21 protein-coding genes and 1 tRNA gene are annotated in these 22,518 nt (G+C 57.2%); 9 read left to right on the top strand and 13 right to left on the bottom strand.

Going from position 1 to position 22,518, the window contains the following annotated elements:
• Positions 1-63 precede the first annotated feature (63 nt).
• The 4 genes from ACFO5Q_RS08445 to ACFO5Q_RS08430 form a co-directional block, all read right to left on the bottom strand.
• Positions 64-1,215 (bottom strand): TonB family protein, encoded by a 1,152-nt coding sequence (locus tag ACFO5Q_RS08445; protein ID WP_068152184.1) that lies wholly within the window; start codon positions 1,213-1,215, stop codon positions 64-66.
• Between the two features lie 73 nt (positions 1,216-1,288).
• Complete coding sequence (gene moaB, locus ACFO5Q_RS08440) at positions 1,289-1,819, bottom strand: molybdenum cofactor biosynthesis protein B (protein ID WP_068152186.1); 531 nt, start codon at positions 1,817-1,819, stop codon at positions 1,289-1,291.
• Positions 1,806-3,602, bottom strand: a complete 1,797-nt coding sequence (locus tag ACFO5Q_RS08435; protein ID WP_068152189.1) for a lytic transglycosylase domain-containing protein — start codon at positions 3,600-3,602, stop codon at positions 1,806-1,808. The genes moaB and ACFO5Q_RS08435 overlap by 14 nt, the downstream gene beginning before the upstream one ends.
• Positions 3,599-4,420 (bottom strand): uracil-DNA glycosylase, encoded by an 822-nt coding sequence (locus tag ACFO5Q_RS08430; RefSeq protein ID WP_068152190.1) that lies wholly within the window; start codon positions 4,418-4,420, stop codon positions 3,599-3,601. Before ACFO5Q_RS08430 ends, ACFO5Q_RS08435 begins: the two co-directional genes overlap by 4 nt.
• Before the next feature lie 323 nt (positions 4,421-4,743).
• Here ACFO5Q_RS08430 and ACFO5Q_RS08425 point away from each other — a divergent pair, with 323 nt between their 5' ends.
• The 5 genes from ACFO5Q_RS08425 to ACFO5Q_RS08405 all read left to right on the top strand — a co-directional run bounded on the left by ACFO5Q_RS08425 (position 4,744) and on the right by ACFO5Q_RS08405 (position 10,281).
• Positions 4,744-6,399, top strand: a complete 1,656-nt coding sequence (locus tag ACFO5Q_RS08425; RefSeq protein WP_068152192.1) for an electron transfer flavoprotein-ubiquinone oxidoreductase — start codon at positions 4,744-4,746, stop codon at positions 6,397-6,399.
• A 23-nt stretch (positions 6,400-6,422) separates the two neighbouring features.
• Positions 6,423-8,147: a tetratricopeptide repeat protein gene (locus tag ACFO5Q_RS08420; protein WP_068152195.1), complete on the top strand. Its 1,725-nt coding sequence runs from the start codon at positions 6,423-6,425 to the stop codon at positions 8,145-8,147.
• Positions 8,144-9,052 (top strand): 4-(cytidine 5'-diphospho)-2-C-methyl-D-erythritol kinase, encoded by a 909-nt coding sequence (locus ACFO5Q_RS08415; protein ID WP_068152197.1) that lies wholly within the window; start codon positions 8,144-8,146, stop codon positions 9,050-9,052. Before ACFO5Q_RS08420 ends, ACFO5Q_RS08415 begins: the two co-directional genes overlap by 4 nt.
• Before the next feature lie 113 nt (positions 9,053-9,165).
• Positions 9,166-9,240, top strand: a tRNA-Gln gene (locus ACFO5Q_RS08410).
• 93 nt (positions 9,241-9,333) lie between these two features.
• Positions 9,334-10,281: a DUF1835 domain-containing protein gene (locus ACFO5Q_RS08405; protein ID WP_197421295.1), complete on the top strand. Its 948-nt coding sequence runs from the start codon at positions 9,334-9,336 to the stop codon at positions 10,279-10,281.
• 11 nt (positions 10,282-10,292) lie between these two features.
• Here the strand turns inward: ACFO5Q_RS08405 and ACFO5Q_RS08400 are convergent, their stop codons facing one another.
• From ACFO5Q_RS08400 to ACFO5Q_RS08380, 5 genes are all read right to left on the bottom strand, one after another.
• A complete protein-coding gene (locus ACFO5Q_RS08400) occupies positions 10,293-11,123 on the bottom strand; it encodes a hypothetical protein (protein WP_068152204.1) in 831 nt (276 codons plus the stop codon).
• Positions 11,124-11,194: 71 nt separating this feature from the next.
• Positions 11,195-12,436, bottom strand: a complete 1,242-nt coding sequence (gene kynU, locus ACFO5Q_RS08395) for a kynureninase (protein WP_082720063.1) — start codon at positions 12,434-12,436, stop codon at positions 11,195-11,197.
• Entirely contained in the window at positions 12,433-13,071 is a 639-nt protein-coding gene (gene kynB, locus ACFO5Q_RS08390) for an arylformamidase (protein ID WP_068152206.1), read from the bottom strand. Before kynB ends, kynU begins: the two co-directional genes overlap by 4 nt.
• Positions 13,068-13,928 carry a tryptophan 2,3-dioxygenase gene (locus ACFO5Q_RS08385; protein WP_068152208.1) on the bottom strand — a complete coding sequence of 287 codons (861 nt, stop codon included), beginning with the start codon at positions 13,926-13,928 and terminating at the stop codon, positions 13,068-13,070. Before ACFO5Q_RS08385 ends, kynB begins: the two co-directional genes overlap by 4 nt.
• Before the next feature lie 80 nt (positions 13,929-14,008).
• Entirely contained in the window at positions 14,009-14,212 is a 204-nt protein-coding gene (locus tag ACFO5Q_RS08380) for a hypothetical protein (protein ID WP_068152212.1), read from the bottom strand.
• Between the two features lie 155 nt (positions 14,213-14,367).
• On the opposite strand from ACFO5Q_RS08380, the gene ACFO5Q_RS08375 reads away from it, so the two are divergent.
• Together ACFO5Q_RS08375 and ACFO5Q_RS08370 are read left to right on the top strand one after the other, a co-directional pair.
• Positions 14,368-15,021 (top strand): MBL fold metallo-hydrolase, encoded by a 654-nt coding sequence (locus tag ACFO5Q_RS08375; RefSeq protein ID WP_197421297.1) that lies wholly within the window; start codon positions 14,368-14,370, stop codon positions 15,019-15,021.
• A 77-nt stretch (positions 15,022-15,098) separates the two neighbouring features.
• Complete coding sequence (locus ACFO5Q_RS08370; RefSeq protein WP_068152217.1) at positions 15,099-16,568, top strand: DUF3667 domain-containing protein; 1,470 nt, start codon at positions 15,099-15,101, stop codon at positions 16,566-16,568.
• 39 nt (positions 16,569-16,607) lie between these two features.
• Here the strand turns inward: ACFO5Q_RS08370 and ACFO5Q_RS08365 are convergent, their stop codons facing one another.
• The 3 genes from ACFO5Q_RS08365 to sppA all read right to left on the bottom strand — a co-directional run bounded on the left by ACFO5Q_RS08365 (position 16,608) and on the right by sppA (position 19,567).
• Positions 16,608-17,210: an FMN-dependent NADH-azoreductase gene (locus ACFO5Q_RS08365; RefSeq protein ID WP_068152218.1), complete on the bottom strand. Its 603-nt coding sequence runs from the start codon at positions 17,208-17,210 to the stop codon at positions 16,608-16,610.
• Positions 17,211-17,324: 114 nt separating this feature from the next.
• Positions 17,325-17,723, bottom strand: a complete 399-nt coding sequence (gene msrB / locus ACFO5Q_RS08360; protein ID WP_068152219.1) for a peptide-methionine (R)-S-oxide reductase MsrB — start codon at positions 17,721-17,723, stop codon at positions 17,325-17,327.
• 2 nt (positions 17,724-17,725) lie between these two features.
• A complete protein-coding gene (gene sppA, locus ACFO5Q_RS08355) occupies positions 17,726-19,567 on the bottom strand; it encodes a signal peptide peptidase SppA (protein WP_068152220.1) in 1,842 nt (613 codons plus the stop codon).
• A 147-nt stretch (positions 19,568-19,714) separates the two neighbouring features.
• Here sppA and ACFO5Q_RS08350 point away from each other — a divergent pair, with 147 nt between their 5' ends.
• Both ACFO5Q_RS08350 and ACFO5Q_RS08345 read left to right on the top strand, forming a co-directional pair.
• Positions 19,715-20,566: a TIGR00266 family protein gene (locus tag ACFO5Q_RS08350; protein ID WP_068152221.1), complete on the top strand. Its 852-nt coding sequence runs from the start codon at positions 19,715-19,717 to the stop codon at positions 20,564-20,566.
• A gap of 54 nt (positions 20,567-20,620) precedes the next feature.
• Positions 20,621-21,073, top strand: coding sequence for a PaaI family thioesterase (locus tag ACFO5Q_RS08345; protein ID WP_068152226.1), 453 nt, complete (start codon positions 20,621-20,623; stop codon positions 21,071-21,073).
• On the opposite strand, the gene ACFO5Q_RS08340 is transcribed toward ACFO5Q_RS08345, so the two are convergent.
• Complete coding sequence (locus tag ACFO5Q_RS08340) at positions 21,070-22,395, bottom strand: FAD-dependent oxidoreductase (RefSeq protein ID WP_068152227.1); 1,326 nt, start codon at positions 22,393-22,395, stop codon at positions 21,070-21,072. The genes ACFO5Q_RS08345 and ACFO5Q_RS08340 overlap by 4 nt on opposite strands.
• Positions 22,396-22,518 lie beyond the last annotated feature (123 nt).

The following is a 22,518-nucleotide window of genomic DNA, read 5'->3' as shown; positions in this document are numbered from 1 at the left end:
AAATTCTGTTCCTGCCGGGTGGTGCCACAGATTTGACTGTAGTCTGCCAGGGCGCAGTAACGCCTAATCAGCCAGATGGAACGCAAAGCGGTATTTGACCCCAGTTGTGTCTACTGGCTGACCATTTTCATGTCGCGCGGAGTATCTAAATTTTTTGGCGGCATCAATGGAGGCCTTTACGAAGGCATCGGGGCCATATCGTTCCATGACGCGAAAATCACTGGTGCGCCCATCCTTGGTGACGGTCAGTTCAAGCACCACTGTGCCCTCAAGGCCTCTACGTTGTGCCGATACAGGGTATTTGGGCTGGGCAAGGAACAGCGGCTCGTAACTTTCACCTGTTTCCACAGGATCCCGATTGGCTTCCTTGATGCGGCCAACGGCCTGGCAATGCTTGGTGGCCAAGTCGCTTTCGCCCATTTTTTCATAAGTCTCCACCAATAGCGCATGCATTCTTTGTGTCAGGCGTTCGTTAGGTGCGCCGCTATCATAGACCCTTACAGCGGCTTCCAGAAACTCTGCTGCATCATCATACCGCCTATCCAGCTTTTTCAGCTCGCCAAGGCGGTAGCTTGCCAAGGCTGTGCGGCCGTGATTTTCACCCAGTGTCGCCTGGAAAATCTTGTAGGCTTTTTTAAGATTGCTGACCGCCAGATTACGTTTTCCTGCGCCCATAACCAGTTGCTGCTCGGCCATCTCATAATAAAGCTGGCCGACGAGGGCGGAATCTTCCCCTTCCAGCTTTTCAGCTATTTCAACAGCGCGTCGATAATATTTCCCGCCCGTTTTCCCGCTCAGAAACTTTGTCTCTGCATGGCCGAGATCCATCAGTGGATCAATAACCTCTGGAGCATCATTTCCATACTGGTTCTGAAAAAGTACCAAGGCTTCCTCAAGGATTTCTTCAGCTTGTTCGCGCTTGTTTACAGACAAGAGCAGGCGACCATAATTCAAGCTGGCCTGCGCGAGATTTTTGGCATGCTTTTCGTCCAGGGCCGCTGCTTCTTTGAGCAATGAATAAACGCGATGTGCGTAGGGCTCGGCATAGTAACGCGACTCTTTCGTCACCCATTCCTCATAGGCTGCATAGGCTTCGCGCACCGTCATGGTTTTTGCACGTGCCTCATGTTCCTCGAGGCTGAGGCCCGCAAAAGCAGGGCTGGCAATACCAAGGGAAGCGAAAAGAAGCAACGCTACAGCAAAATGACGTTTCATGATAACAATCCCCCAAACGAAAGTCTCAAGGGCTTGTATCAAATACAATTACTGATGGCAATTGTGCGAGGCGCTATTTTTCGCCGTAACGGGGCATCATCTCAACGAAATTACAGGGGCGGTAGCGGTTGTCGAGCTGGGTAACCAGGATCTTGTCCCACGCGTCCTTTACAGCACCAGTGGAACCTGGAAGGGCAAACATCAGCGTGGTGTCCGCAAGGCCCCCTGTGGCGCGGCTCTGGATCGTGCTGGTGCCAATCAGTTCATAGGACAGCATGCGGAACAGTTCGCCAAAGCCTGGGATGGACTTGGTGTAGAGGGCCTCAAATGCTTCGGGCGTGACATCGCGCCCGGTCAGGCCCGTGCCCCCGGTGGCGATGATCACGTCAACGCCCTTGTCCGCGATCCAGGCATGCGCCTGTTCGGTGATCGCGGGGATGTCATCCTTGATGATCTGGCGATCAGCAACTTTATGCCCAGCTTCCGCAATCCGTGCGACGAGCGTGTCGCCGGACCGGTCGGTTTCCAGCGTGCGGGTGTCTGAAACGGTCAGTACGGCGATGTTCACTGGAATGAACGGGCGGCTTTCATCAATCTTCGGCAAGACGTGTGGTCCTTGTGGCAGTTCGGGTTTGCGCGCGCTTCATGGCAATGGCTGTCGCTTCGGTGTCAATATTGTCGAGGACTGGCCAGGCACCTGACGCCGTGGCATCAAGGCTCGGCGTTTCCTGCCCAAGTCGCATGCGGTACAGCCACAGGTTCGCCATGACCCGCTCAATATAGTTTCGCGTCTCATAAAACCCTATGGATTCGATGAACAGAAGCGGGTCTTGCTCGTAAATGACTTCCTTCTGCCATTCCATCAGGCTGCCGGGGCCACCGTTATAGGCGGCGAGCGCCATAAACAGGTTGCCTTCTGCATAGTCGGAATCGATCAGATATTCGATATATTGTTGCCCAAGCGCCATGTTGAATTCTGGCTCATAGAGCTTCTTGCGGTCGCGCCTCAGCCGACGGTTCTTGGAGATATAGCTGGCGGTTGCCGGCATCACCTGCATCAGGCCACCTGCACCTGCGTGGCTTCGGGCACGGATGCGGAAATCGCTTTCTTTGCGCACCATGGCGAAAATCAGTGCCCGGTCTACCGTGAAGCCGCCCGCGGGTTCCCAATCAGGCAGCGGGTAGCGCACGGCGGTTGAAGCCGGATGGCCAGTGCCGCCCACGCGGCCAAGCCTGATTTGAATGTTGGGCAAATTGAGTTTTGCGGCGAGCGGCAGAAGATCATCCTGTACTGCCGTTCCCTCGCGCCCCCACAGAAGGCGCAGTTCTTCATCCGCGATATGGTGCCAGCCGACTTCTGTCAGCGCGATAGCCCGCCGCGTTGCCGAATGCGGCATCAGGTTGTCTAGTGCCTCTTCGCTTAGCGTCGGTACAGACCAATCAATCCGGGGGCGAATGCCCAATTGACGTGCGGCGATCAGGCCGTAGAAGGTTTCCTGATAGGTCGCTGCGGCGCGCAGGTGTTCGGTGGCTGTGACCGGGTCTCCAAGCTGGTAGGCTGCGCGCGCAGCCCAGGCATGCCCACCAGAGGCCAGCCAGTCACCGGCGCGTTCGGCTTCACCGACATATTTGAAATGCTCATAAGCGCTCGCAAAGTCGCCGTCCCGCCAGTATGCCAGACCCGCGATCCAGTCCGCATGGGGTTCGATCTCCCGCGCAAGGTCTGCAGCAAGGGTCGACAGAATCCGCGCCTTGGCATTGTTGGATTTGTAATAATAGCTGGATGCGATGCGCTCAAGCGCTTCAGCCCGCTCATGAGGCACCAGCAGGCCGCGTGCTTCCATGGCCCAGTAGCGCTTTTCCGCGCGTTCGGGCAGGCCCTTGCGTACGTACCGGCGCACATTGGCAAAGAAGCGAGTCACTGCCGTGCGTTCAAGGCGGTCGCGCCGTGGCAGCGGCGGCTTGGGGGCAGCGGCTTGGCCGGTCACGCCCGGGTAGCGCGTGTCGATAGGGCGCCTGGGCGCGCGGGCATTGCCCTGCCGTTTGCGGGCCAGGCGGTATACCTGCCAGGCGTTCGGGTGGTCGGCGTATGATTTCAGCCAGCCTGCAAGCTCGGAATATTTGCTGCGGTACCCGGTGGGATGCATATAGCGCTGGAACCACACATGCCCCATCAGAATCGGGTTCTCGACATATTTGATCATGCGGTCCGCTTTTTCCCAGCGGGCCTGTTCCTGTAGCTCGAAGATTCTCTGGTAGCGGTTGATATCCTCGCGGCTCAATACCTTCGGGATGTCCACTTCGGAAGCCATTGCGGGCGCCGCGGCAGATACCGCAGAGAAAAGCAGGGAAGCAAAAAGCAGACGAAACACAGCGCGGACACTCATGACAGGGACAGTTTCCTCTTCACAGACAGGATATCGCGCCAAGCGTGGCCCTTGAGCGCGGGCTGGCGCAGCAGATAAGCCGGGTGATAAACCGGCAATGCGGCGATTTTCTGGCCGCCGACCTCCAGCTCTTTCCAGCGACCACGCAGTCGGGTGATGCCTTCCTCAGTGCCCAGAAGTGCCTTGGCGGAAACGCCGCCAACCATCAGGATCACTTGGGGTTTGGCAAGCTCAATATGGCGCTTCACGAACGGCATACACATGGCAATTGTTGCACTGTCCGGCGTGGCGTTCCCCAAAGGGCGCCAGGGCACCATGTTGGTGATATAGACGTTTTCATCGCGGGAGAAACCGGCGGCACCCAATATCTTGTCCAGCAATTGGCCGGAAACGCCGACAAAGGGTTTTCCTTCCCGGTCCTCATCAGCGCCGGGCGCTTCACCGATCACCATCACAGGCGCGCCGGGTGTGCCATCTGCAAATACTGTGTTTTTGGCCGAACGCTTCAGAAGGCCGCCGTCGAACGCTTCCATGGCGGCTTTGAGATCCTCAAGCGTGCCAGCTTCAGCTGCCACGCGGCCTGCAGCTTCGGGGCCAGCGCCAACGACCGCCTGCACAGGCTTTGCGGCCACCGGCCTTGGGCCTATTGGTTTGGCCGCTTTAGGTACCTGCTGGACGGGTTTGGAGGCAATCGGAGTCTGAACCTCCGTGGTGAAACGGTCGATCGGGTCGATGTCTATGGCTTCGTCCGCGCCCATGGCTACGTGCCATGCCAGAAGGGTTGCCGGGTCCAGATTTTGGGGCTCAGGAGAACTCATTTTCTACCAATATTGTTTAATCGTCGGCCTCATTTAAGCCCACTATAGTCGGAGGGTGGTAAAAATTGCATTGAATTTTTGTTCAAAATTTCTGCTTTTCCCACGTCTGAAAGAAAGTACAAAATGTCCGTGCCTGACGTCGCGGCATCAATGACTTATGTTGCAGTGCGAAAATAATCTGCCGCCAAGCGTTTGACCTTTGTTTCCTCGCGCGGCATAAACACTTGAAAATGATTGTATTCGGTCCAGTTTGGGACTGAGGCCGCATGCTATTGGCGGCGAAGTTAGGCACCGGACGTTAGGGAAGTTTGAAGGAGCGCAACATGGAACGTGAATCCATGGAATTTGACGTAGTGATCGTGGGTGGTGGACCAGCAGGTCTTTCAGCAGCGATCCGGTTGATGCAACTGGCCCAGGAGAAAGACCAGGAACTGATGGTCTGTGTGATCGAAAAGGGCTCAGAGATTGGGGCACATATCCTGTCAGGCGCCGTGGTTGACCCGATCGCGCTTGATGAGTTGATCCCTGACTGGAAAGAAAAGGGCGCGCCGCTCAACACGCCGGTTGTGGACAACCAGCACTGGGTGCTTTCTGAGACCGGCCACAAATCCCTGCCGCATTTCATGATGCCGCCGCTTCTGTCAAACGATGGCATGTATACGCTGTCGCTTGGCAACCTCACGCGCTGGCTGGCTGAACAGGCTGAAGCTTTGGGCGTGGAGATATACCCGGGCTTTGCCGGTTCTGAAGTACTCTATCATGAAGACGGACGTGTTAAAGGTGTGGCCACTGGTGACATGGGTGTTGGCCGTGATGGTGAACAGAAGGCCGGCTATACACCAGGCATGGAACTGCACGCCAAATACACACTGTTCGCTGAAGGCTGCCGTGGCTCGCTCTCAAAAGAGCTTGAGGCCAAGTTTGCTCTGCGTGAAAACGGCCAGTTCCAGACCTACGGTATCGGTATCAAGGAGCTGTGGGATATTGACCCATCGAAGCATGTGCCGGGCCGAGTGATCCACACGCAGGGTTGGCCGCTTGGCAACACTGCGGGCGGTGGTTTCATCTATCACCAGGAAAACAACCAGGTGGCCATCGGTTTCGTGGTGACGCTGGATTATGAAAACCCGTATCTGTCGCCGTTTGATGAGATGCAGCGCTTCAAAACGCACCCAGAAGTGCGCAAGATTCTGGAAGGTGGCCGCCGCGTGGCTTATGGCGCACGGGCAATCAACGAAGGCGGGTTACAGTCTGTGCCGAAGCTTTATTTCCCAGGCGGTGCGCTTGTGGGCTGTGCAGCCGGTTTCGTGAACGTGCCGCGTATCAAGGGCACCCATAACGCCATGAAGTCAGCCATGCTGGCGGCGGAAAGCGCGTTTGACGCCATTGTGGCGGGTTCGAATGGCGAAACAGAGCTGAGTTCCTATGAAGATGCCTTCAAATCCAGCTGGATTTACAAAGACCTTCATAAGGTGCGGAATGCCCGCCCGGCGCTTGCCAAGTTCGGCGCCAAATGGGGCACGCTTTATGCCGGCTTCGACATGTGGATGAACACCATCGGCCTTGGGTTCATGATGCCGACGCTGAAGCATATCCACAAGGATAACGAAGCGACCAAAAAGGCAGCAGACTGCCAGCCGATCGATTACCCGAAGCCGGACGGTGTGATCAGCTTCGACAAGCTCTCAAGCGTGTTCCTGTCGAACACCAACCACGAGGAAGACCAGCCGATCCACCTGCAACTGAAGGATGAAAGCATTCCTGTCAGCGTGAACTGGGCGGATTATAACGGGCCGGAGCAGCGCTTCTGTCCAGCCGGTGTCTATGAATATGTTGGTGAAGACGGCGAGGAAAAGCGTCTTCAGATCAATGCTCAGAACTGTGTTCATTGCAAAACCTGTGATATTAAGGATATTACACAGAATATTAATTGGGTGGTGCCTGAGGGCGGCGGAGGCCCGAACTACCCCAACATGTAACGTTTTGAGCACAAAGGGCAGGCATGCAGCCTTTCAAATCATTGGCTTTCGCCTTGGCGCTGGTGGGATGCGCAGGGCAGGGTTCAGGCCCTGCCACGCTGGCCCCGGCGCCTTCGGCACTTCATAGCGAATTCAATGCGGTGGATGCGGACAATACCATGTATGGTCCGTTTCTGGCCGCCACGCTTGCCCAGCAGAATGAACAGCACGCCTCTGCGGCACACTATTTCCTTGAGGCCCTGAACGCAGATCCGGAAAGCGGCTTCGTTGCTGACCGCGCCTTTTTCCAGCTTCTGTATGCAGGTCGGATGGACGAGGCGGCATCGCTTGCGGTCAAGATGCAGCATTCGCCGAATCCAGCGCAGGATGACCTGTTGCACCTGATGTATGTGCTGGAAGCCTACAAAAATGAAAACTGGCAAGTTGTTCGTGAACGGCTGAAGGAACAGCAGGGGGCGGGCTATGGCTTTCTTGTCACGCCGATCCTGGAGGCTTGGAGCTATGCCGCCGAAAATAACCTGGTTGCTGCCAGCAAGGCCTTGGCGCCGCTTATTAACGATCCGCGTCTTGGCGTGATCGGGCAGGAGCATTACGCCTATATTCTTGATCACCTCGGTCGGTATGACGCCGCATCGACCGCCTATCAGACGCTGGCGGATGACGAGCGCCCAGCCTCCCTGCAGCCTTTGGTGGCTTATGCCGATATGCTGACCCGCACGGGCAAGGAACAAGCGGCACGGGAGTTCCTGGGCGAACAAACCAAACGCTTTGGTGACAACCGCTTCCTGCTGCGCGAAGGCATGCGTATCACGGGCGGTTTCGGCCCCAGCCAGGATGCCACCAATCCACGTGGTGCTGCGGGCCTCGTCTTCTACCGCCTGGCGACCGAGTTTGCCCAAAGTCGCTCCCAGCAGGCTGCGATTGTTTACTTGCGTGTCGCGTCCTACCTGACGCCCGAAGTATCTGAAATCTATTTCCTGCTTGGGAACCTTTTGGAGCAGATCGACACGCCGGAAAGTGCTGTGTCGGCCTATGCCACTGTGCCGCAAACAAGCCCCCTGAAGCCGCTGGCGGAGCTCAGGCGCATTGGCGCTCTCAGGTCTGCCGGGCGCGACGGTGAGGCTGAGGCCCTGCTGCGTGCCGCCCTGAGGGACGCGCCGCATTCCAGCGCGCATTTGTCTGCGCTCGCCGATCTTTTGCGCGACGCGGAAAAGTTCGAAGAAGCGGTTCACTATTACAGTCAGGCAATCGGCCAGATTCGCTCAGCCGAACAGTCTGACTGGTTCATCTTTTTCGCCCGCGGTGTCTGCTATGAGCGGCTTGGTAATTGGCAGCAAGCGGAAGCTGATCTGAAGACAGCGCTCCAGCTCAACCCGGGTGAGGCCAGCGTGCTCAACTATCTGGGCTACAGCTGGATTGACCGGGGTAAGAATATCGATGAAGCCAAAGCCATGATCGAACAGGCGGTGGAAGAGCAGCCTGACGATGGCTTTATCATCGACAGCCTGGGGTGGGTGCACTATCTCACTGGCGATTATCATGCGGCCGTGGAGTATCTGGAACAAGCTGTGCGCCTTGAGCCCACTGATCCAACGATCAACGATCATCTGGGGGATGCCTACTGGCGCGTTGGGCGCAGGATCGAAGCCCGCTTCCAGTGGCGTCATGCCATGGATAACGGCCCGTCTGATGATGAGCGAAAAACGCTGAAGGAAAAGCTCGAGCTGGGGCTTGAAGAGCCGTCATGAGCATGCCTCTGTGGGCAGCCCAGCCGCCAGTCAGTGTAACGGCGCCGGCCAAGGTCAATCTGTTCCTGCACATCACCGGGCGCCGTGAGGATGGATATCATGAACTGGAGAGCCTGTTTGTCTTTACCGAAAAGGGCGATCGGATCACGGTAGCGGCGGCACCAGAGTTCACCTTTCACCTTGAAGGTCCTTTTGCGGGCGCGCTGGAAGCTCTTGGCGGGGCAGGGGACGATAACCTTGTGGTCAAGGCTGCGATGCTTCTGGCAGCCCGCGTGGGCCTTGATCCACAGGTTTCAGTAAGGCTTGAGAAGAACCTGCCCGTGGCGGCGGGCATCGGGGGTGGTTCGTCTGATGCGGCCGCGGCGCTTCTTGCGCTCAACCGGCTCTGGAAACTGAAGTTGCCTATGACCGAACTTGAGGTAATCGCTCTTCAGTTGGGCGCTGACGTCCCTGCTTGCCTGCACCAGTCGCCCTTGATGGTACGCGGTATCGGCGAGGAGCTGACGCCGGTTAGCCTTCCTTGGCAAGCGGGAATTTTGCTGGTGAATCCGTTGGAGTCACTGCCAACGCCGGCAGTGTTCAAGGCATATCACGCCGCAGGAACAGTCTTTGATGCGCCGCTTGAGGACGCTGAAACGCTTTGTGCCAATATAGGTGGCCTTTCAGCAGGAAGCCGTAACGCGCTAGAAGGCGCGGCGCGGGTAATCTGCCCGCCAGTTGCCGATGTGCTTGATGAGCTGACCCGTCAGCGCGGCGTAACAATGGCGCGCATGTCCGGGAGCGGGGCGACCTGTTTCGCCCTTTTCGAAAGCTTAGAGGACGCTCAGTTTGCCGCTCGGAAAATTAGCGAAGGCCGCAGAGACTGGTGGGTTATGGCGGACCATGTGGGTGCAGGCCGCGCCTGAAAATGACGCTTGAAATTTTGTGAAGTTGATCCGTCACGGAAAACCCAAAAAAAGTACAAAAAAAAGTCTTTACAGTCCGGGGCGGTTCTACTAAAACCGCGCCACGAACCAGTTGGGGCGTCGCCAAGCGGTAAGGCACCGGTTTTTGGTATCGGCATGCGCAGGTTCGAATCCTGCCGCCCCAGCCAGTTCTCTCCTCTCAAGATTTTCCAGAAAATTTATCAAGAAAACATAATGCTGATGCGTTGTGTTTAAACATGTTTTCTGCAAGTGTGGCGCGCATGGACACTCAGGAAACATTGCATATCCGGTGCGGCAGCGACATAGAGGTTGCGCTCAAGGATGCTGGAATCGAAGGGGCCTTCCTCGATTTCTCCGATCCCTTCTGTCAGGGGCCGGTTCTTGACCTGCCACAGGAAGCTTTCCTGGAAAAGCGGCTCGACTTCGTCGTTGGCGCTTACGGGCTTGATCCAGTGGACGCTCGCAAGAAACAACGGTTAAGATACGCCCGGCTTGCCAATGCAGCGGCCTTTGCCCGTATCGTTCTGTGGTTTGAACACGATAGCTATGATCAACTGATCCTGATGTTTCTGCTGAAGCATTTTTCTGGCCTTGATGAACGCCCAGTGCTTGATCTTGTCTGTGTTGGGGACTTCCCGGTTGAGCCGCGTTTTATAGGCCTTGGCCAGCTTAGTCCCGCCGACCTCAAAGGCCTATATGACAACCGCCAGCGGGTTACCACTGACATGCTCGCGCTCGGGCAATCAGTTTGGGCTGCTCTTGTCGAAGAGACGCCGCATAATCTTGTACGCCTCGCCCAAAGCGACACGCCAGCCTTGCCCCTGTGTGCGCCAGCGATCATGCGCCACCTGAAGGAATTGCCCGCGCGGTCAAGTGGTCTCAGCCTGACCGAAGAGCTCACGCTGAGGGTGCTCGCCGCAGAGGGCGCCCGGACCGGCGGTAAGCTCTTCAAAACCCTGAAGTTGGAGCGTGAGCCCCTTCCGTATCTTGGGGACCAGATGTATTGGTATGATCTTGACCGGCTGCTGGCTGGCGGGGCGATTGAAAGGTTCGGGGATGATTGGCCTGCTGCGAGCGTGGCCATCACCCATCTTGGCCGAGCCTGCCTTGAAGGACGCGAGGACTGGATGGAGCATGTGGTCGCTGAGCGCTACGTGGGCGGTATCCGCGTGGCGCCAGATGGCAAGATCTGGCGCCGACAGGGTTGATTGGCGGCCCTCTATTCCAGAATGTCCTCCAGGGACTTTTCTGGTTCCTTCATTGCTAGGTTGCCTGTCTGCTTGAAAATCCAGAACAAGACCATGCCCAGCGGGAAATAAAGGTTCAAAACCAGCGGCGCATGTGGGCCTGGAGAGAGGAAGCCGGCGCCAAGTAGGCCGAACTTCAGTGGCTCGAATGCCGTCTCGCCAGTCGTCCAGTTCATTGTAAGGCCACCAGCTCCTATCAGAATGAACAAGAGCCAACGCTTGGGCCTTTTCAGCGATTTGCGCATACGGAAGGCCGCCACAAATGTCGTGATGATCAGAATTGGAGTGATGATCACAGCCAGGAACATCATGTGTTTGCCAAAGGAGGCCTGCCCCAGGTTGAAGGCGTTGATTTCCCGTAGGTCTCCAACGAGTGGGGTAAGGTGCAAATTGATCATGCTGACGGCTTCATCCTGTTCCCTGAAAACCATCTGAACATGAAGCCAGCCTTCCTCAAAACCGTATTGATATTGAAAGCGGTAATCCGTGTAGGAGACGCCGTTTTCCCACCGACTGGATGTGTTTACACCGGCAAGGCTGGTGTCAATGAGGTCCCCACCCGGGAGCTGGGCCCACATGTTGGCTGCTGCCATGTCGAAATCCGGGCCAATCGCGCTGGGATGGAGCACGCCCTTGATGCCTTCGGTATCGCGGGAAACGACCATTTCCCTAACCTGAGCAGCAAGCTCCTGAATATGCTCTGGAGCGAGTTTCTCGGCTGCCTCATCGAGCATGGCTTGGGAATCGCATCCAGCAAGGGTCAGGCACAGAACGCCTGCGAGAAAAAGGTGAAATGATCGCATGAAAACCCCCATCATATTGTCCGAAACACTATAATGAGGGCTGAGGCTAAAACAAGCAAAAGGGCTGAGGTCTAGGTCACGGCGCCTTTTTCGCTGAAGCGGGCTTCTCTCCAGAAGCCGGTCTCGAAAATGTCGGCCATGATCTCCACGGCGCGGTAGACATCTTCAAAGCCCAGATAAAGCGGCGTGAAGCCGAAGCGCATGAAGTTTGGCGCGCGGAAATCGCCGATGACGCCGCGTTCGATCAGCGCTTGCATCACGGCATAGCCGTTCTCGCACTTGAGTGACACATGGCTGCCGCGTTTTGAGGGGTTTTCGCTGGTGGCCAGGCCAACGCCATGGTCAGACAGCTTTTCCCGGCAAAGGGCGATGAAAAGGTCCGTCAGCGCTTGGCTTTTTTTCCGGACGACGCTCATGTCGACGCCCTCGAACGCATTCAGCGCTTCATCAAGCGCGCTGGCCGCCATCACGCTGGTAGTGCCCACCAGCATGCGGCGGATGTCGCCTGCGGGTTCATAATCATCAAGGAACTCAAACGGTGTCTTGTGGCCGAACCAGCCGGTGAGAGGCTGCTGGGCAGACGCCTGATGGCGCTCCGCCACATAAAGGAAGGCTGGTGCACCCGGGCCGCCGTTTAGATATTTATAGCCGCAACCCACGGCAAAATCGGCACCGGCGGCATTGAGGTCCACCGGCACCGCACCGGTCGAGTGGCTGAGGTCCCAGACCATCAGCGCGCCTTTCGCGTGCGCCGCTTTGGTAACGGCTTCCATATTGAACATATCGGCGGTGACATAATGCACGTGGGTCAGCACCACTACAGCCGTATCGTCATCGATGGCGTCGATAATCTTGTCGCGCTCCACGACCTGCAGCACCACATCGGGGCCGAGGAAATCAGACAGGCCTTGCAGCATATAAAGGTCAGTTGGGAAATTGCCGGGTTCGGAGATAATTTTCGTGCGGCCCTTGTTCATGCGGCAGGCGGCGGCGGCAACCTTGAAAAGGTTCACCGATGTGCTGTCGGCCATCACCACCTCACTAGGCCGCGCGCCCACAAGCGGCGCGATCTTCTTGCCAACGCGGGCAGGCAGATTGATCCAGTCAGCCGTGTTCCAGCTTTTGATCAGGTCCTTGCCCCATTCCTTGGTGACCACGTCTGCGATGCGCTCGGCCACACCTTTCGGCAGCACGCCAAGGCTGTTGCCGTCCATGTAAATCACGCCTTCGGGCAGATCGAAACGGTCTTTCATGGGCGCGAGTGGATCGCCCGCATCCTGTTGCTGGCACCAGTCAAGTGAAGTTGGAATCACGGTATTTCCCTCAGTATTGCACGAACGGGGCTGCCGTCGGCGCCCTCTATCTTGAGCGGTAGGGCGATCAGCTCATAGTCGCCCTCAGGTACATCGTCGAGCACAAGGCCTTCAAGGATAGCGATGCCTGCCCGGTACACGGCAAAATGGGCGTCCAGTGTTTTGCTGTCTTGCGGGTCCAGTGAAGGCACGTCCACGCCGATCAGTTTGCAGCCGCGTTCCGCGAGCAGGTCGATCGCCGCCGGGCTGATGGCAGGAAAGTCAGGGTCCCAGCCTTCGTGTGGGAAGGCTTTGAAAAGTTTGAGCAACACGCGGTCAACACGGTCCGGTAGCCTGTTTGCCAGGTGCGCCGCGTCCACGAGGTCATTTGCTACGACATCGCCGGACAGGTCGATCAGGGTTGCTGGCCCAACATAAGAATCAAGCGGTGTTTCAGCACAGTCTATCCCCTCTTCATCAAAATGAAGGCGGGAGTCGGCATGGGTGCCCGTGTGGGTGGACATCTTCATCTTGCTGACATTCACCGGGCATTCTTCTTCGATCACCCAGGTGCGCTTGAGCTTGAACTTAGCGTCACCGGGCCACACGGGAATGCCGGGGCGGATGGTTTGGCTGATGTCGTAAATCCTGTTCAAAGACTTGTCCTCAGTGTCCACAGTTCTGGGAAGAACCTCAGGTCCAGCGCCTTCACAAGGTAGGAGACCCCGCCTGTCCCGCCGGTGCCCTTCTTATAGCCGATGATTCGTTCCACGGTTTTCATATGGGCAAAGCGCCAAGCGTGGAAATGATGCTCAAGATCCACCAGCTTCTCGGCAAGCTCATAAAGGTCCCAATATTTGGTGGTGTCCTGGTAAATTTTGAGCCAGGCATCCTCTACGGCCTTAGATGCTTCATACGGCTCGCGCCAGTTTCGCTCAAGCTTGTCGGCCGGAATGTCGAAACCCCGTTTTGCGAGAAGCTGCAGGCACAGGTCATAGAAGCTTGGGCTATCGAGCACGTCTTGCAGGTGCTGGTAACGCGCAGGCGCGCCTTTGTGGGCTTCGGCCATGCGGGCGTTCTTGTTGCCAAGCCGGTATTCAATTTCGCGGTACTGGAAGCTCTGGAAGCCGGAGCTTTGGCCAAGATCATCACGGAAGGCGGCATAGTCCGCCGGCGTCATGGTGGACAGGATCTCCCACGACTGTTGCAGGTTCGCCTGAATTTTGGCCACGCGGGACAGCATCTTTTGCACGGGGCCAAGGTCATCCGCCGCCAGATGCTTCATTGCAGCGCCCAGTTCGTGGATGCAGGCTTTCATCCACAGCTCAGATGCCTGGTGGATGATGACAAACAGCATCTCATCATGCTGGTTCGAGAGCGGGTTCTGGCATTCGAGCAGGCGGTCCAGCTGCAGGTAGGAACCATAGCTGATGTCCTGGTTCCAGTGGATGTCTTCGCCTGAGACATCAACGGAGGTTGCTGGGCCCTGGTCTTCTTTGCGGTCGGTTGCCATCTTCTCACCTGCATTTATTTTAGGTCTAAACTAAATGCATCATATCTCATAAATCTGGGGAGTTCAACAAGCCTGAGCCGTCAGTTGCGCGCCACGTCTTCGGCTTTTTCTGCGACTTCCTTGGTGTCTGCCGCAAGGTCAATCACCTTGCCGGTCACGCGCACCACGGTGCTGGCTGTGTCCACCGTGGTCTCAACGGCTGCAGCTGCCACCTTCACCGGTGCGGTAACCACAGAGCAGGCGCCCAGCCCAACTGCCAAGCATATCATCAACAGATGTTTCACCCCTGTATCCTCCCCACATTGCCTAAGCAGTGTGTCCATCTTGAATCCCGGTGGCAAGGACATAATTCATGGGGAACGGCCATTGCATGCACGGCTTGCACCTGCTTTCCCTGCGGGGTAGGGTGCAGCCGAAATGGCGCCACAAGGAGTAACTGATGTTAAAAGCGCAAATTGTTCCGGTCACAGGCTTCCAGCAGAACTGCAGCATCATCTGGTGCGACGAAACGATGGAAGGTGCCTTCGTTGATCCGGGCGGGGAGGCGGACAAGCTTCTGGATGCGGCCAAGCAGTTGGGCGTGAATGTGAAACAAATTTTGCTCACACACGGCCATCTGGACCATGCGGGCGGCGCGAAGGACATCAAGGAAAAGCTGGGCTTGCCAATCATCGGCCCGCATAAAGATGACAAATTCTGGCTCGACCAGATCGAAGAGCACGCTGCCAACTATAACATGCCGGGCCTGCGTTGCTGCACCCCTGATCAGTGGCTGGATGACGGCGACGGGGTCAAGGTGGGCAATGTGACGCTGCAGGTTATTCATGCACCCGGCCATACGCCTGGCCATGTGGTGTTCTTTGAGCCCACGCACAAGGTGGCTTTTGTGGGCGATGTTCTCTTCAAGGGCTCCATCGGGCGGACGGATTTCCCGCGTGGCAATATGGATGACCTTGTGAACGCCATCACCAAAAAGCTTTGGCCGCTGGGGAACGAGGTGACGTTTGTACCGGGGCACGGGCCACTGTCCACCTTTGGGGCAGAGCGGCAATCCAACCCCTTTGTGGGTGACCGGGCGCTCAAGAGCGCCTAAAGGTTCTTCGCTCATAAGGCTGGCCTCCCAAAAACTCTTTCGGTATAAAGGCTTTAAGGGGCAAGAGAGGCAGCTTTATGAAAAAGCTTATCCAGAAATGGATTCTGCATTTCAAACGCAAGCGCTATCACAAGCAGCTGCGGGCTGAAGGCAATTATAAGACACTGGAAAATTCCATCCGCGAAACCGGGACGCTGTGTAGCAACTGTAATGCACCGCTTACCGGACCATTCTGCCACATTTGCGGCCAGAAGGATGACGACCTGAAGCGCCCGATCTGGACGCTGCTCAGGGAAATCCTGGATGATGTGATCTCGACTGACAGCCGGCTATTCAAAACACTGATACTACTGGTGCTGGTGCCAGGCGGGCTGACGCGGGCGTTCCGCGACGGGAGACGTGCCCGATTTGTGCCACCGCTTCGGCTTTATCTGGTGATCTCGATCATGTTCTTTGTGATTCTGAAGGTCGCCGACATCCTGATTCTGGATATCCATGTGACGCCGATCGACCGACCTGAAGAGGTGGCGGCACCGGCCGATCCTTCTTCCTCAGACCTGGCGCTTGGCGAAAAAGAGACAGGCGTGCCGACGCCCATGCCGGATGAGGCGATAGAAGCCCTGCCTGAGGCCGCTGATGGTACGCAAGTGGCCGATGCGGGGGAGGTTGTCGCAGGTGAGGCACGCGCGGCAAAAGCAGATAAGCCGGTCGCCAGGGAAGGGCTGTCGAGAGAGGATCTTGCAGCGCTCGGGCGGGATGATATGACGCCGGAAGAAAAGCTGCGATTGGTGTTGGGCGACGCAGGATTTGAAAGGCTGCCGGAAGAGACCAAGCAGGAAATCCGGACAGCCGAAAACGGTCAGGCCATCAATATCGATGGCGATGACCTGATCGGGTCTTTGATCAGCAATGACTCTGGCAGTGAGGGAGACGATGTCAAAATAGACACTGACTGGCCTTATGACGTCGATATCGCCATGTTTGTCAAAAACTCAAAAGAGCCTCGGGAAGGCCTTAAGCAGGAAGACATTGATGAAATCCTCAATGACCCTGACAGGCCTGTTTTCCTCAAGCGCGCCACGAGCGGGTTCGCTGAAGCCCTCAAGAACCCGGAAGCCTTCAATGAACTGTTCAACGATTGGCTACCGCCCGCGCTCTTTGTATTGATGCCGATTTTTGCCTTTATCCTGCGCATCTTCCATTGGGGCAAAGACCGAGTCTACCTGCAGCAATTTGTCTTCTCGCTGCATTTCCACACCTTCCTGTTCTTGTTGATGACAGCCATGACGGTGATTGTGCCAACCTATGGCGGGGACCTGAGCGTTTCCATCTTCTGGTGGGGTACGTCGCTTTACCTGATCATCGCGCTGAAGGTGGGCCAAGGGCAGGGCTGGCTGAAGGCCTTTTTCAAGGCGGGGCCTATATGGGTGACCTATTCCGCGGTGATGGTGGTCGTGATGCTATTCATTGTCTTCGCAGGCCTTGGCGATATCGATGTGGTTGACCTGTTGATGGGCGACACGTCCGCGTTTGAGGCCGAAGCCTGACCCCTGCTATGTTAACAGCAGGGGCGTATAAGTGGGGGGCTAGGCGGCCAACGCTTCGCTGATCTGGGACTTGGCGCGGGCCAGGCTGGCGTCGGCATCCATGGCCATCTGGTCAGCGGCGATGACAGTCACATCGGTAATGCCCACAAATGCCAGCATATGCTTCATATAGCTGGTGGCAAAATCGATCTCCGATCCCACAGGCGTGCCACCAGAAGCTACGAACAGATAAGCCTTCTTGCCAGTGAGCAGGCCTTCCGGGCCATTTTCCGTATAGCGGAAGGTAACTCGCGCGCGGGCGATCAGGTCCACCCAGGCCTTGAGCCCTGCGGGAATGCTGAAGTTGTAGACCGGTACGCCAATGGCGATGATGTCAGCGGCCTGAAGGTCCGCGATCAATGCGTCGGACTGTTCCAGTATCTGTTTTTGGGTGTCTGTGCGGTCTTCTTCCGGGGTGAAGTTGGCACTGGTCCAGGCTTCGTCGATCAGTGGCAGGCCACTCGCCAGATCATGGCGCAGCAGCGCGGTTTCCGTACCCAGGGTGAGGCTGTCGATAAAACGGGTCGTAAGGTCACGGGTGACGGAATCGCCGGTACGGACGCTGGCGTCAACGCGGAGGATGGTTTGGGTGTTCTTGGTCATGATCTCTTCCTTCAAATACTTCCAGAGTGTGGTGCGTTTGAAGGAAAGATAGGGTTGTGCGCGATGTTGCGGTAGGCCGATATGTGTCGATGCAGTGTTGCTTAATCGCGAACGCTAGTCATTACTTGGTTCCAGCCTGAGCGACGCGCTGTTGGTGCAATAGCGAAGGCCCGTGGGCTGCGGCCCGTCCGGGAACACATGGCCCAGGTGGCTGTCGCATTTGGCGCACAGGATTTCGGTGCGTACCATGCCGTGGCTGGTATCTGTCTTTTCCGCAACTGCGCCCGGTGCAATCGCATCCCAGAAGCTGGGCCAGCCGGAGCCGCTTTCATATTTTGTATCGCTTGAAAACAGCGGTGCATCGCACCCGGCACAGTGGTAGGTGCCGGGTGTTTTGGTGTCCCAATATTTGCCGGTGAAGGGCGCTTCGGTGCCGCCGCAGCGGCACACCGCATATTGTTCAGGCGTCAGTTCGGCCCGCCACTCTTCGTCTGTTTTCTCAATGTCTGCCACGGCTATTCAACCTTGCACAGCAGGCAAAGCGCGTAGCTGCCCATTGGGTCATTGAAGTTCAGAAGAAGCTCAGCCTCGCCCTTCAGTTTCATGGCGGTCTGCATCACAGGCGACAGGCCTGAGGGCGCGTCCGATTTGAAGCTTGAGCCAACGCTGGAATTCAGGATGTCTGCGATCATCTGGTCCCATTTGCTTGGTTGGTCGCGGTAGAAGACGACGTCATAGTCTTCGACGCCCGCTGCAGAGGCAGCGGCCGCCACGGCGTCTTCAAAGCCGCCCAAATGGTCAACCAAGCCGAGGTCTTTGGCTGTGGCCCCGATCCAGACACGGCCCTGCGCGATCTTGTCCACATCCTCTACCGACATGTTACGGCCTTCGGACACCAGCGACAGGAATTGGCTGTAGCCGTTCTCAATGGACTGCTGGATCACGTCTTTGGTCATGTCCGACAGGGGGCGTGCCGTTGAGAAGGCACCAGCCATCTCAGTGGTGCCCACGCCGTCTGTATGCACGCCGATCTTGGCCAGGGTGTTCTCGAAGGTGGGGATTACGCCAAAGATGCCAATGGACCCAGTGATGGTGGAAGGTGCCGCCCAGATTTCATCGGCGGTCGCGGAAATCCAGTAGCCGCCGGAGGCCGCAACCGGCCCCATGGAAGCGATAACCTTCAGGCCCTGTTCCTGGGCTGCCACAAGTTCCTGACGGATCAGTTCGGACGCAAAGGCCGAGCCGCCCGGGCTGTTGACACGAAGTACAATCGCCGCCGTATCCGGGTTGTTGCGCGCATTGCGGATATAGCCCACCAGCGTTTCCGCAGCGCTAACGGTAATCGGCCCGTCACCCATTACGATCTGGCCCTGTGCTGTGATTACGGCAATCTCGCTTGGGCCGCGATGCTTCTGCGGTTTGGCGGCCAGGTAGGTCTGATAATGGATTTGCTTGAAGGTGTTGCCGCCGCCGGGGTTGTCGCCAAACTCTTCTTTGAGCGCTTGACGCCATACAGTGCGGGGCGCCAGTTCATCCACCAGGCCACCATTCTGTGCCAGCTTGGCGAAATTGCCTTCGGCTTCGCGGAGGCGGTCAGGAAGGCTGTTGATGTTGTTCGTGAGCGCGCCTGCCTCAAGCCCGCGGGCTTCCACGACAGAGGTTTCATACTGATCCCACAGCCCGCCCAGGAAGGCGAGGTTCGCTTCCTTGGCAGCAGGGGACATGTCATCCCGGATGAAAGGCTCGACCGCGGATTTATAGGTGCCCACACGGAACACATTCACATTGGCCTCAAGCTTGTCGAGCATGCTTTTGAAATAGGTCGGGTAGAAGCCGTAGCCGTTAAGGAACACATTGCCGGCCGGGTTCATGTAAACCTTGTCTGCTTCGGCAGCCAGAAGATAGCCTGCCTGGCTGTAGGCCGTGGATAGGGCGTAAATCTTCTTGCCGCTCTCTTTGAAATCCCGAAGGGACTTGGCAATGGTGTGAAGGTGGCTGGGGCCGATGGGGCCGAGCGAGTCGGTAATCAGCGCGATGGCCGCGATCCGGTTGTCATCCTTCGCAAGCTTCAGTGCGCGTGTGATGTCATGGATGCTGGTTTGGGGTGGCCTGCGGTTGAATTCGGCCTCAAAAGCTGCCTCGATCGGGTCCTGATATTCCACCTGTTCCACAATCATGCCTGCTGGTTCCAGCACCAGGACGGCGCCGTTCGGCACGCTTGGGCGGGGCTCCCCGCCGCTGGACAGCGCCATCATGACCATGACGAGCAGGAATAGTGTGACAAGCCCCATAGTGAGGGTGCCCAAGCCCTGAACGAATTTGAAAATAGATTTAATGATTTCCCACACGCCCTTCATAAGGAGCTTCTCCAAACCTTGAAATATGCCTGCAAAAATGCCTTCTTAAGTATGAAAGTGCGATCTTCGGTCGCAAGCGTCAAGGGGCGCTCGCGAGAATGTGCCCGCATTTGACAATTTACAGATAAAAAAGAAGGAAGACAGCAGATGAATAGCCACGTCCCACAGGTGCCCGTAAGCCAGCATCATACCCGGTCGGACATGATCGCCGACGATGTGGATTTCGAGATCAAGGGTCACGAAATGCAATTTGTCGAAGTAGAGCTGGACCCGGGCGAGTCTGCCATCGCAGAGGCAGGCGCCATGATGTTCAAGGACCAGCACATTGGCATGAGTGCTGTGTTCGGTGATGGGTCGGGGCAGGAGGCTGGTTTTATGGACAAGCTTCTTGGGGCTGGCAAGCGTCTGTTGACGGGTGAAAGCCTGTTTACCACGGTCTTTACCCACGAAGGCAGCGGCAAGGCCCGCGTGGCCTTCGCGGCGCCCTATCCGGGCAATATCATGCCCATCAAGCTGAGCGACTATGGCGGGCGGCTGATCTGCCAGAAGGATGCTTTCCTGGCCGCCGCGCGCGGCGTGCAGGTGGGCATTCATTTCCAGAAGAAAATCCTGACCGGCCTTTTCGGCGGTGAAGGCTTCATTATGCAGCGCCTGGACGGTGACGGCTGGGCTTTTGTGCACATTGGCGGAACGCTTATTGAAAAAGAGCTGAAGCCCGGTGAAGTGCTGCATGTGGATACAGGCTGTCTGGCGGCCATGACCGATACGGTCGATATGGATATCGAACGCGTGGGTGGCATCAAATCCATGGTGTTCGGCGGTGAAGGGGTGTTCTTCGCTCGGCTTCAGGGGCCGGGCAAGGTATGGCTGCAAAGCCTGCCGTTCAGCCGCCTTGCGGGCCGGGTACTTGCCTGTGCGCCACAACACGGCGGCCGGGACAAGGGCGAGGGTTCCATCCTCGGCGGCGTGGGCCGTATCCTTGACGGGGACAATTTCTGATCAATGTCACTCAGGCGCGTCGCCTTTGGCGCGCCTAAACCTTAAGCGAGCTGTATGACTATCAAGACAAATCAAGACCTGCTGGCCAATGGCTATAGCACCTGGGGCGATGTTGACCCGTTCGAGGACCTGGTAGGCCCTTTCTACCTGAAGGACAATGGCGACGGAACAAATCGCGCAGCTTTCGTGGCTGAACGCGCGCGGCACTGCAACAATGGCGGTATGCTGCATGGAGGCCTGCTCATGAGCTTTGGTGACTTCGCCCTGTTCGCCATTGCCAAAGAAGTGCTTGAAGGCTCAGGCGTTACCGTGGCCTTTAACGGGGAATTCGTTTCAGCCGGCCAGCCTGGGGATCTGATCGAAGCAACTGGCGAGATCACCCGCAACACGCGGTCGCTGATTTTCGTGCGCGGCAAGATCTTCACCGGTGACCGGACCATCATGTCCTTCAGCGGCATCATCAAGAAGGTAAAGGGACCTGGAGAGCACAGCGGCGGGCAGACCTAGCTTTCTGCGATCTTCACCATTTCACTGATATCGGTGTGCTTGCGCCGGGGAGCTCCTCCCTCGGCCAGGGCTTCTTCTGAGGCTTCAATCTTCTTCCAGTCCTGGAAGGTGACGATGCGCAAGTCACGGTCCTTGATGAGCGCATCCAGTCCGGCCCTGCCAGGACGGCCGGCTGGCCGGATTTCCTCAAGGATTCTTTTGGCTACTTCGGCGCCATCCGGCTTGTTGGTGCCGATAGTGCCCGTTGGACCGCGTTTGGCCCAGCCGACACAGTAAAGGCGCGGCTCAATGAGGCCATCTTCATTTTCAAAGCAGCCGTAGCTTTCGTCATAGGGAACGTCCGGGATCGGGCTGGTGCGGTAGCCGATGCAGGGCACGACGAGCCCTGCGGGCAACACTTCTGTCTTGCCGGTGCCCACGCATTTGCCGTCTTCGACCTTGGTTTCCTCCAGCCTGAGGCCACACACGCATTCATCGCCCAGGATGGCCATGGGGCGCAGGAAGAATTTGATATGCAGTCGCACGGGCTTTGATGTCTGGTCATTTTCGGCCATCTGGCGAAGCGCTGACATATTCTTGCGCTGGGCGCCTGTCATCATGTCGTCTATTTCCTCGCCCGGCAGTTGCTCACCGGCCACAAGAGCGACACAGTTTTCAAGCTGGTTCAGTTCTCCCAGTTCCTTCGGCGTGAAGCTGGCCTCGAGTGGGCCGCGGCGGCCGATGATATAGATATCGCGGATAGGTGAGCCGTGGATGGATTTGGCGGCATGGTCTGCAAGGTCTGTCTCTGCCATCTCTCCGGCTGTCTTGGCCAGAATACGGGCCACATCGACCGCCACGTTACCGTTGCCGATGACGGCTACGGACGCCACGCGCAGGTCTGGGTTCAGGCCTTTATAGTCCGGATGGGCATTATACCAGCCGACGAAAGGGCCGGAGCCTATCACACCCTCAAGGTCTTCGCCGTCGATGCCCAGTGCCCGGTCCTTGGCGGCACCGGTGGCAAGCACGACAGCGTCGTAGATGTCCCTAAGTTCCGTCAGCGTGATATCCCGCCCCAGCGACAGGTTTCCGACAAAGCGAACATTTTCCCGTTGGTTTGTAGCTTCATACCGGCGGGACACATTCTTGATGGACTGGTGATCTGGTGCCACGCCTGCCCGGATCAGGCCAAAAGGCGTGGGAAGGCGGTCGATGATGTCAACCCGGACGTCTGCATCCGTTTTGGTCAGGGCTTCGGCTGTGTAGTAGCCGGCAGGTCCTGCGCCGATCACAGCCACCGATATTGTGTTCGACCCGTTCGCTGCACCGTCTGATGCCATATGTCCCTCCCTTATGACAGAGGGAAGAATGCCACGAATTGGCACTTGGGCCAAGAGCGGGCAAAAATAAGGCCGGTGGCAGCCGTAAACGTGAAAAGAGGGCCGATTGGCCCTCTTTTGTTA

Origin of the sequence: Kordiimonas lipolytica, from assembly GCF_042651265.1 — a bacterium.
Lineage (GTDB): Bacteria > Pseudomonadota > Alphaproteobacteria > Sphingomonadales > Kordiimonadaceae > Kordiimonas > Kordiimonas lipolytica.
The sequence above is the reverse complement of the archived record's forward strand: the minus strand, read 5'-3'. Positions and strand labels throughout refer to the sequence as shown.

Excerpts from the sequence above, each read along its gene's own strand:
- ACFO5Q_RS08420 (WP_068152195.1), top strand. The coding sequence starts at position 6,423 with ATGCAGCCTTTCAAATCATTGGCTTTCGCCTTGGCGCTGGTGGGATGC.
- ACFO5Q_RS08345 (WP_068152226.1), top strand. The coding sequence starts at position 20,621 with ATGACTATCAAGACAAATCAAGACCTGCTGGCCAATGGCTATAGCACC.
- ACFO5Q_RS08445 (WP_068152184.1), bottom strand. The coding sequence starts at position 1,215 with ATGAAACGTCATTTTGCTGTAGCGTTGCTTCTTTTCGCTTCCCTTGGT.
- ACFO5Q_RS08340 (WP_068152227.1), bottom strand. The coding sequence starts at position 22,395 with ATGGCATCAGACGGTGCAGCGAACGGGTCGAACACAATATCGGTGGCT.
- ACFO5Q_RS08405 (WP_197421295.1), top strand. The coding sequence starts at position 9,334 with ATGGACACTCAGGAAACATTGCATATCCGGTGCGGCAGCGACATAGAG.
- ACFO5Q_RS08435 (WP_068152189.1), bottom strand. The coding sequence starts at position 3,602 with ATGAGTGTCCGCGCTGTGTTTCGTCTGCTTTTTGCTTCCCTGCTTTTC.
- ACFO5Q_RS08350 (WP_068152221.1), top strand. The coding sequence starts at position 19,715 with ATGAATAGCCACGTCCCACAGGTGCCCGTAAGCCAGCATCATACCCGG.
- ACFO5Q_RS08365 (WP_068152218.1), bottom strand. The coding sequence starts at position 17,210 with ATGACCAAGAACACCCAAACCATCCTCCGCGTTGACGCCAGCGTCCGT.
- ACFO5Q_RS08415 (WP_068152197.1), top strand. The coding sequence starts at position 8,144 with ATGAGCATGCCTCTGTGGGCAGCCCAGCCGCCAGTCAGTGTAACGGCG.
- ACFO5Q_RS08370 (WP_068152217.1), top strand. The coding sequence starts at position 15,099 with ATGAAAAAGCTTATCCAGAAATGGATTCTGCATTTCAAACGCAAGCGC.
- ACFO5Q_RS08430 (WP_068152190.1), bottom strand. The coding sequence starts at position 4,420 with ATGAGTTCTCCTGAGCCCCAAAATCTGGACCCGGCAACCCTTCTGGCA.
- ACFO5Q_RS08400 (WP_068152204.1), bottom strand. The coding sequence starts at position 11,123 with ATGCGATCATTTCACCTTTTTCTCGCAGGCGTTCTGTGCCTGACCCTT.
- ACFO5Q_RS08425 (WP_068152192.1), top strand. The coding sequence starts at position 4,744 with ATGGAACGTGAATCCATGGAATTTGACGTAGTGATCGTGGGTGGTGGA.
- ACFO5Q_RS08385 (WP_068152208.1), bottom strand. The coding sequence starts at position 13,928 with ATGGCAACCGACCGCAAAGAAGACCAGGGCCCAGCAACCTCCGTTGAT.
- sppA (WP_068152220.1), bottom strand. The coding sequence starts at position 19,567 with ATGAAGGGCGTGTGGGAAATCATTAAATCTATTTTCAAATTCGTTCAG.
- ACFO5Q_RS08375 (WP_197421297.1), top strand. The coding sequence starts at position 14,368 with ATGTTAAAAGCGCAAATTGTTCCGGTCACAGGCTTCCAGCAGAACTGC.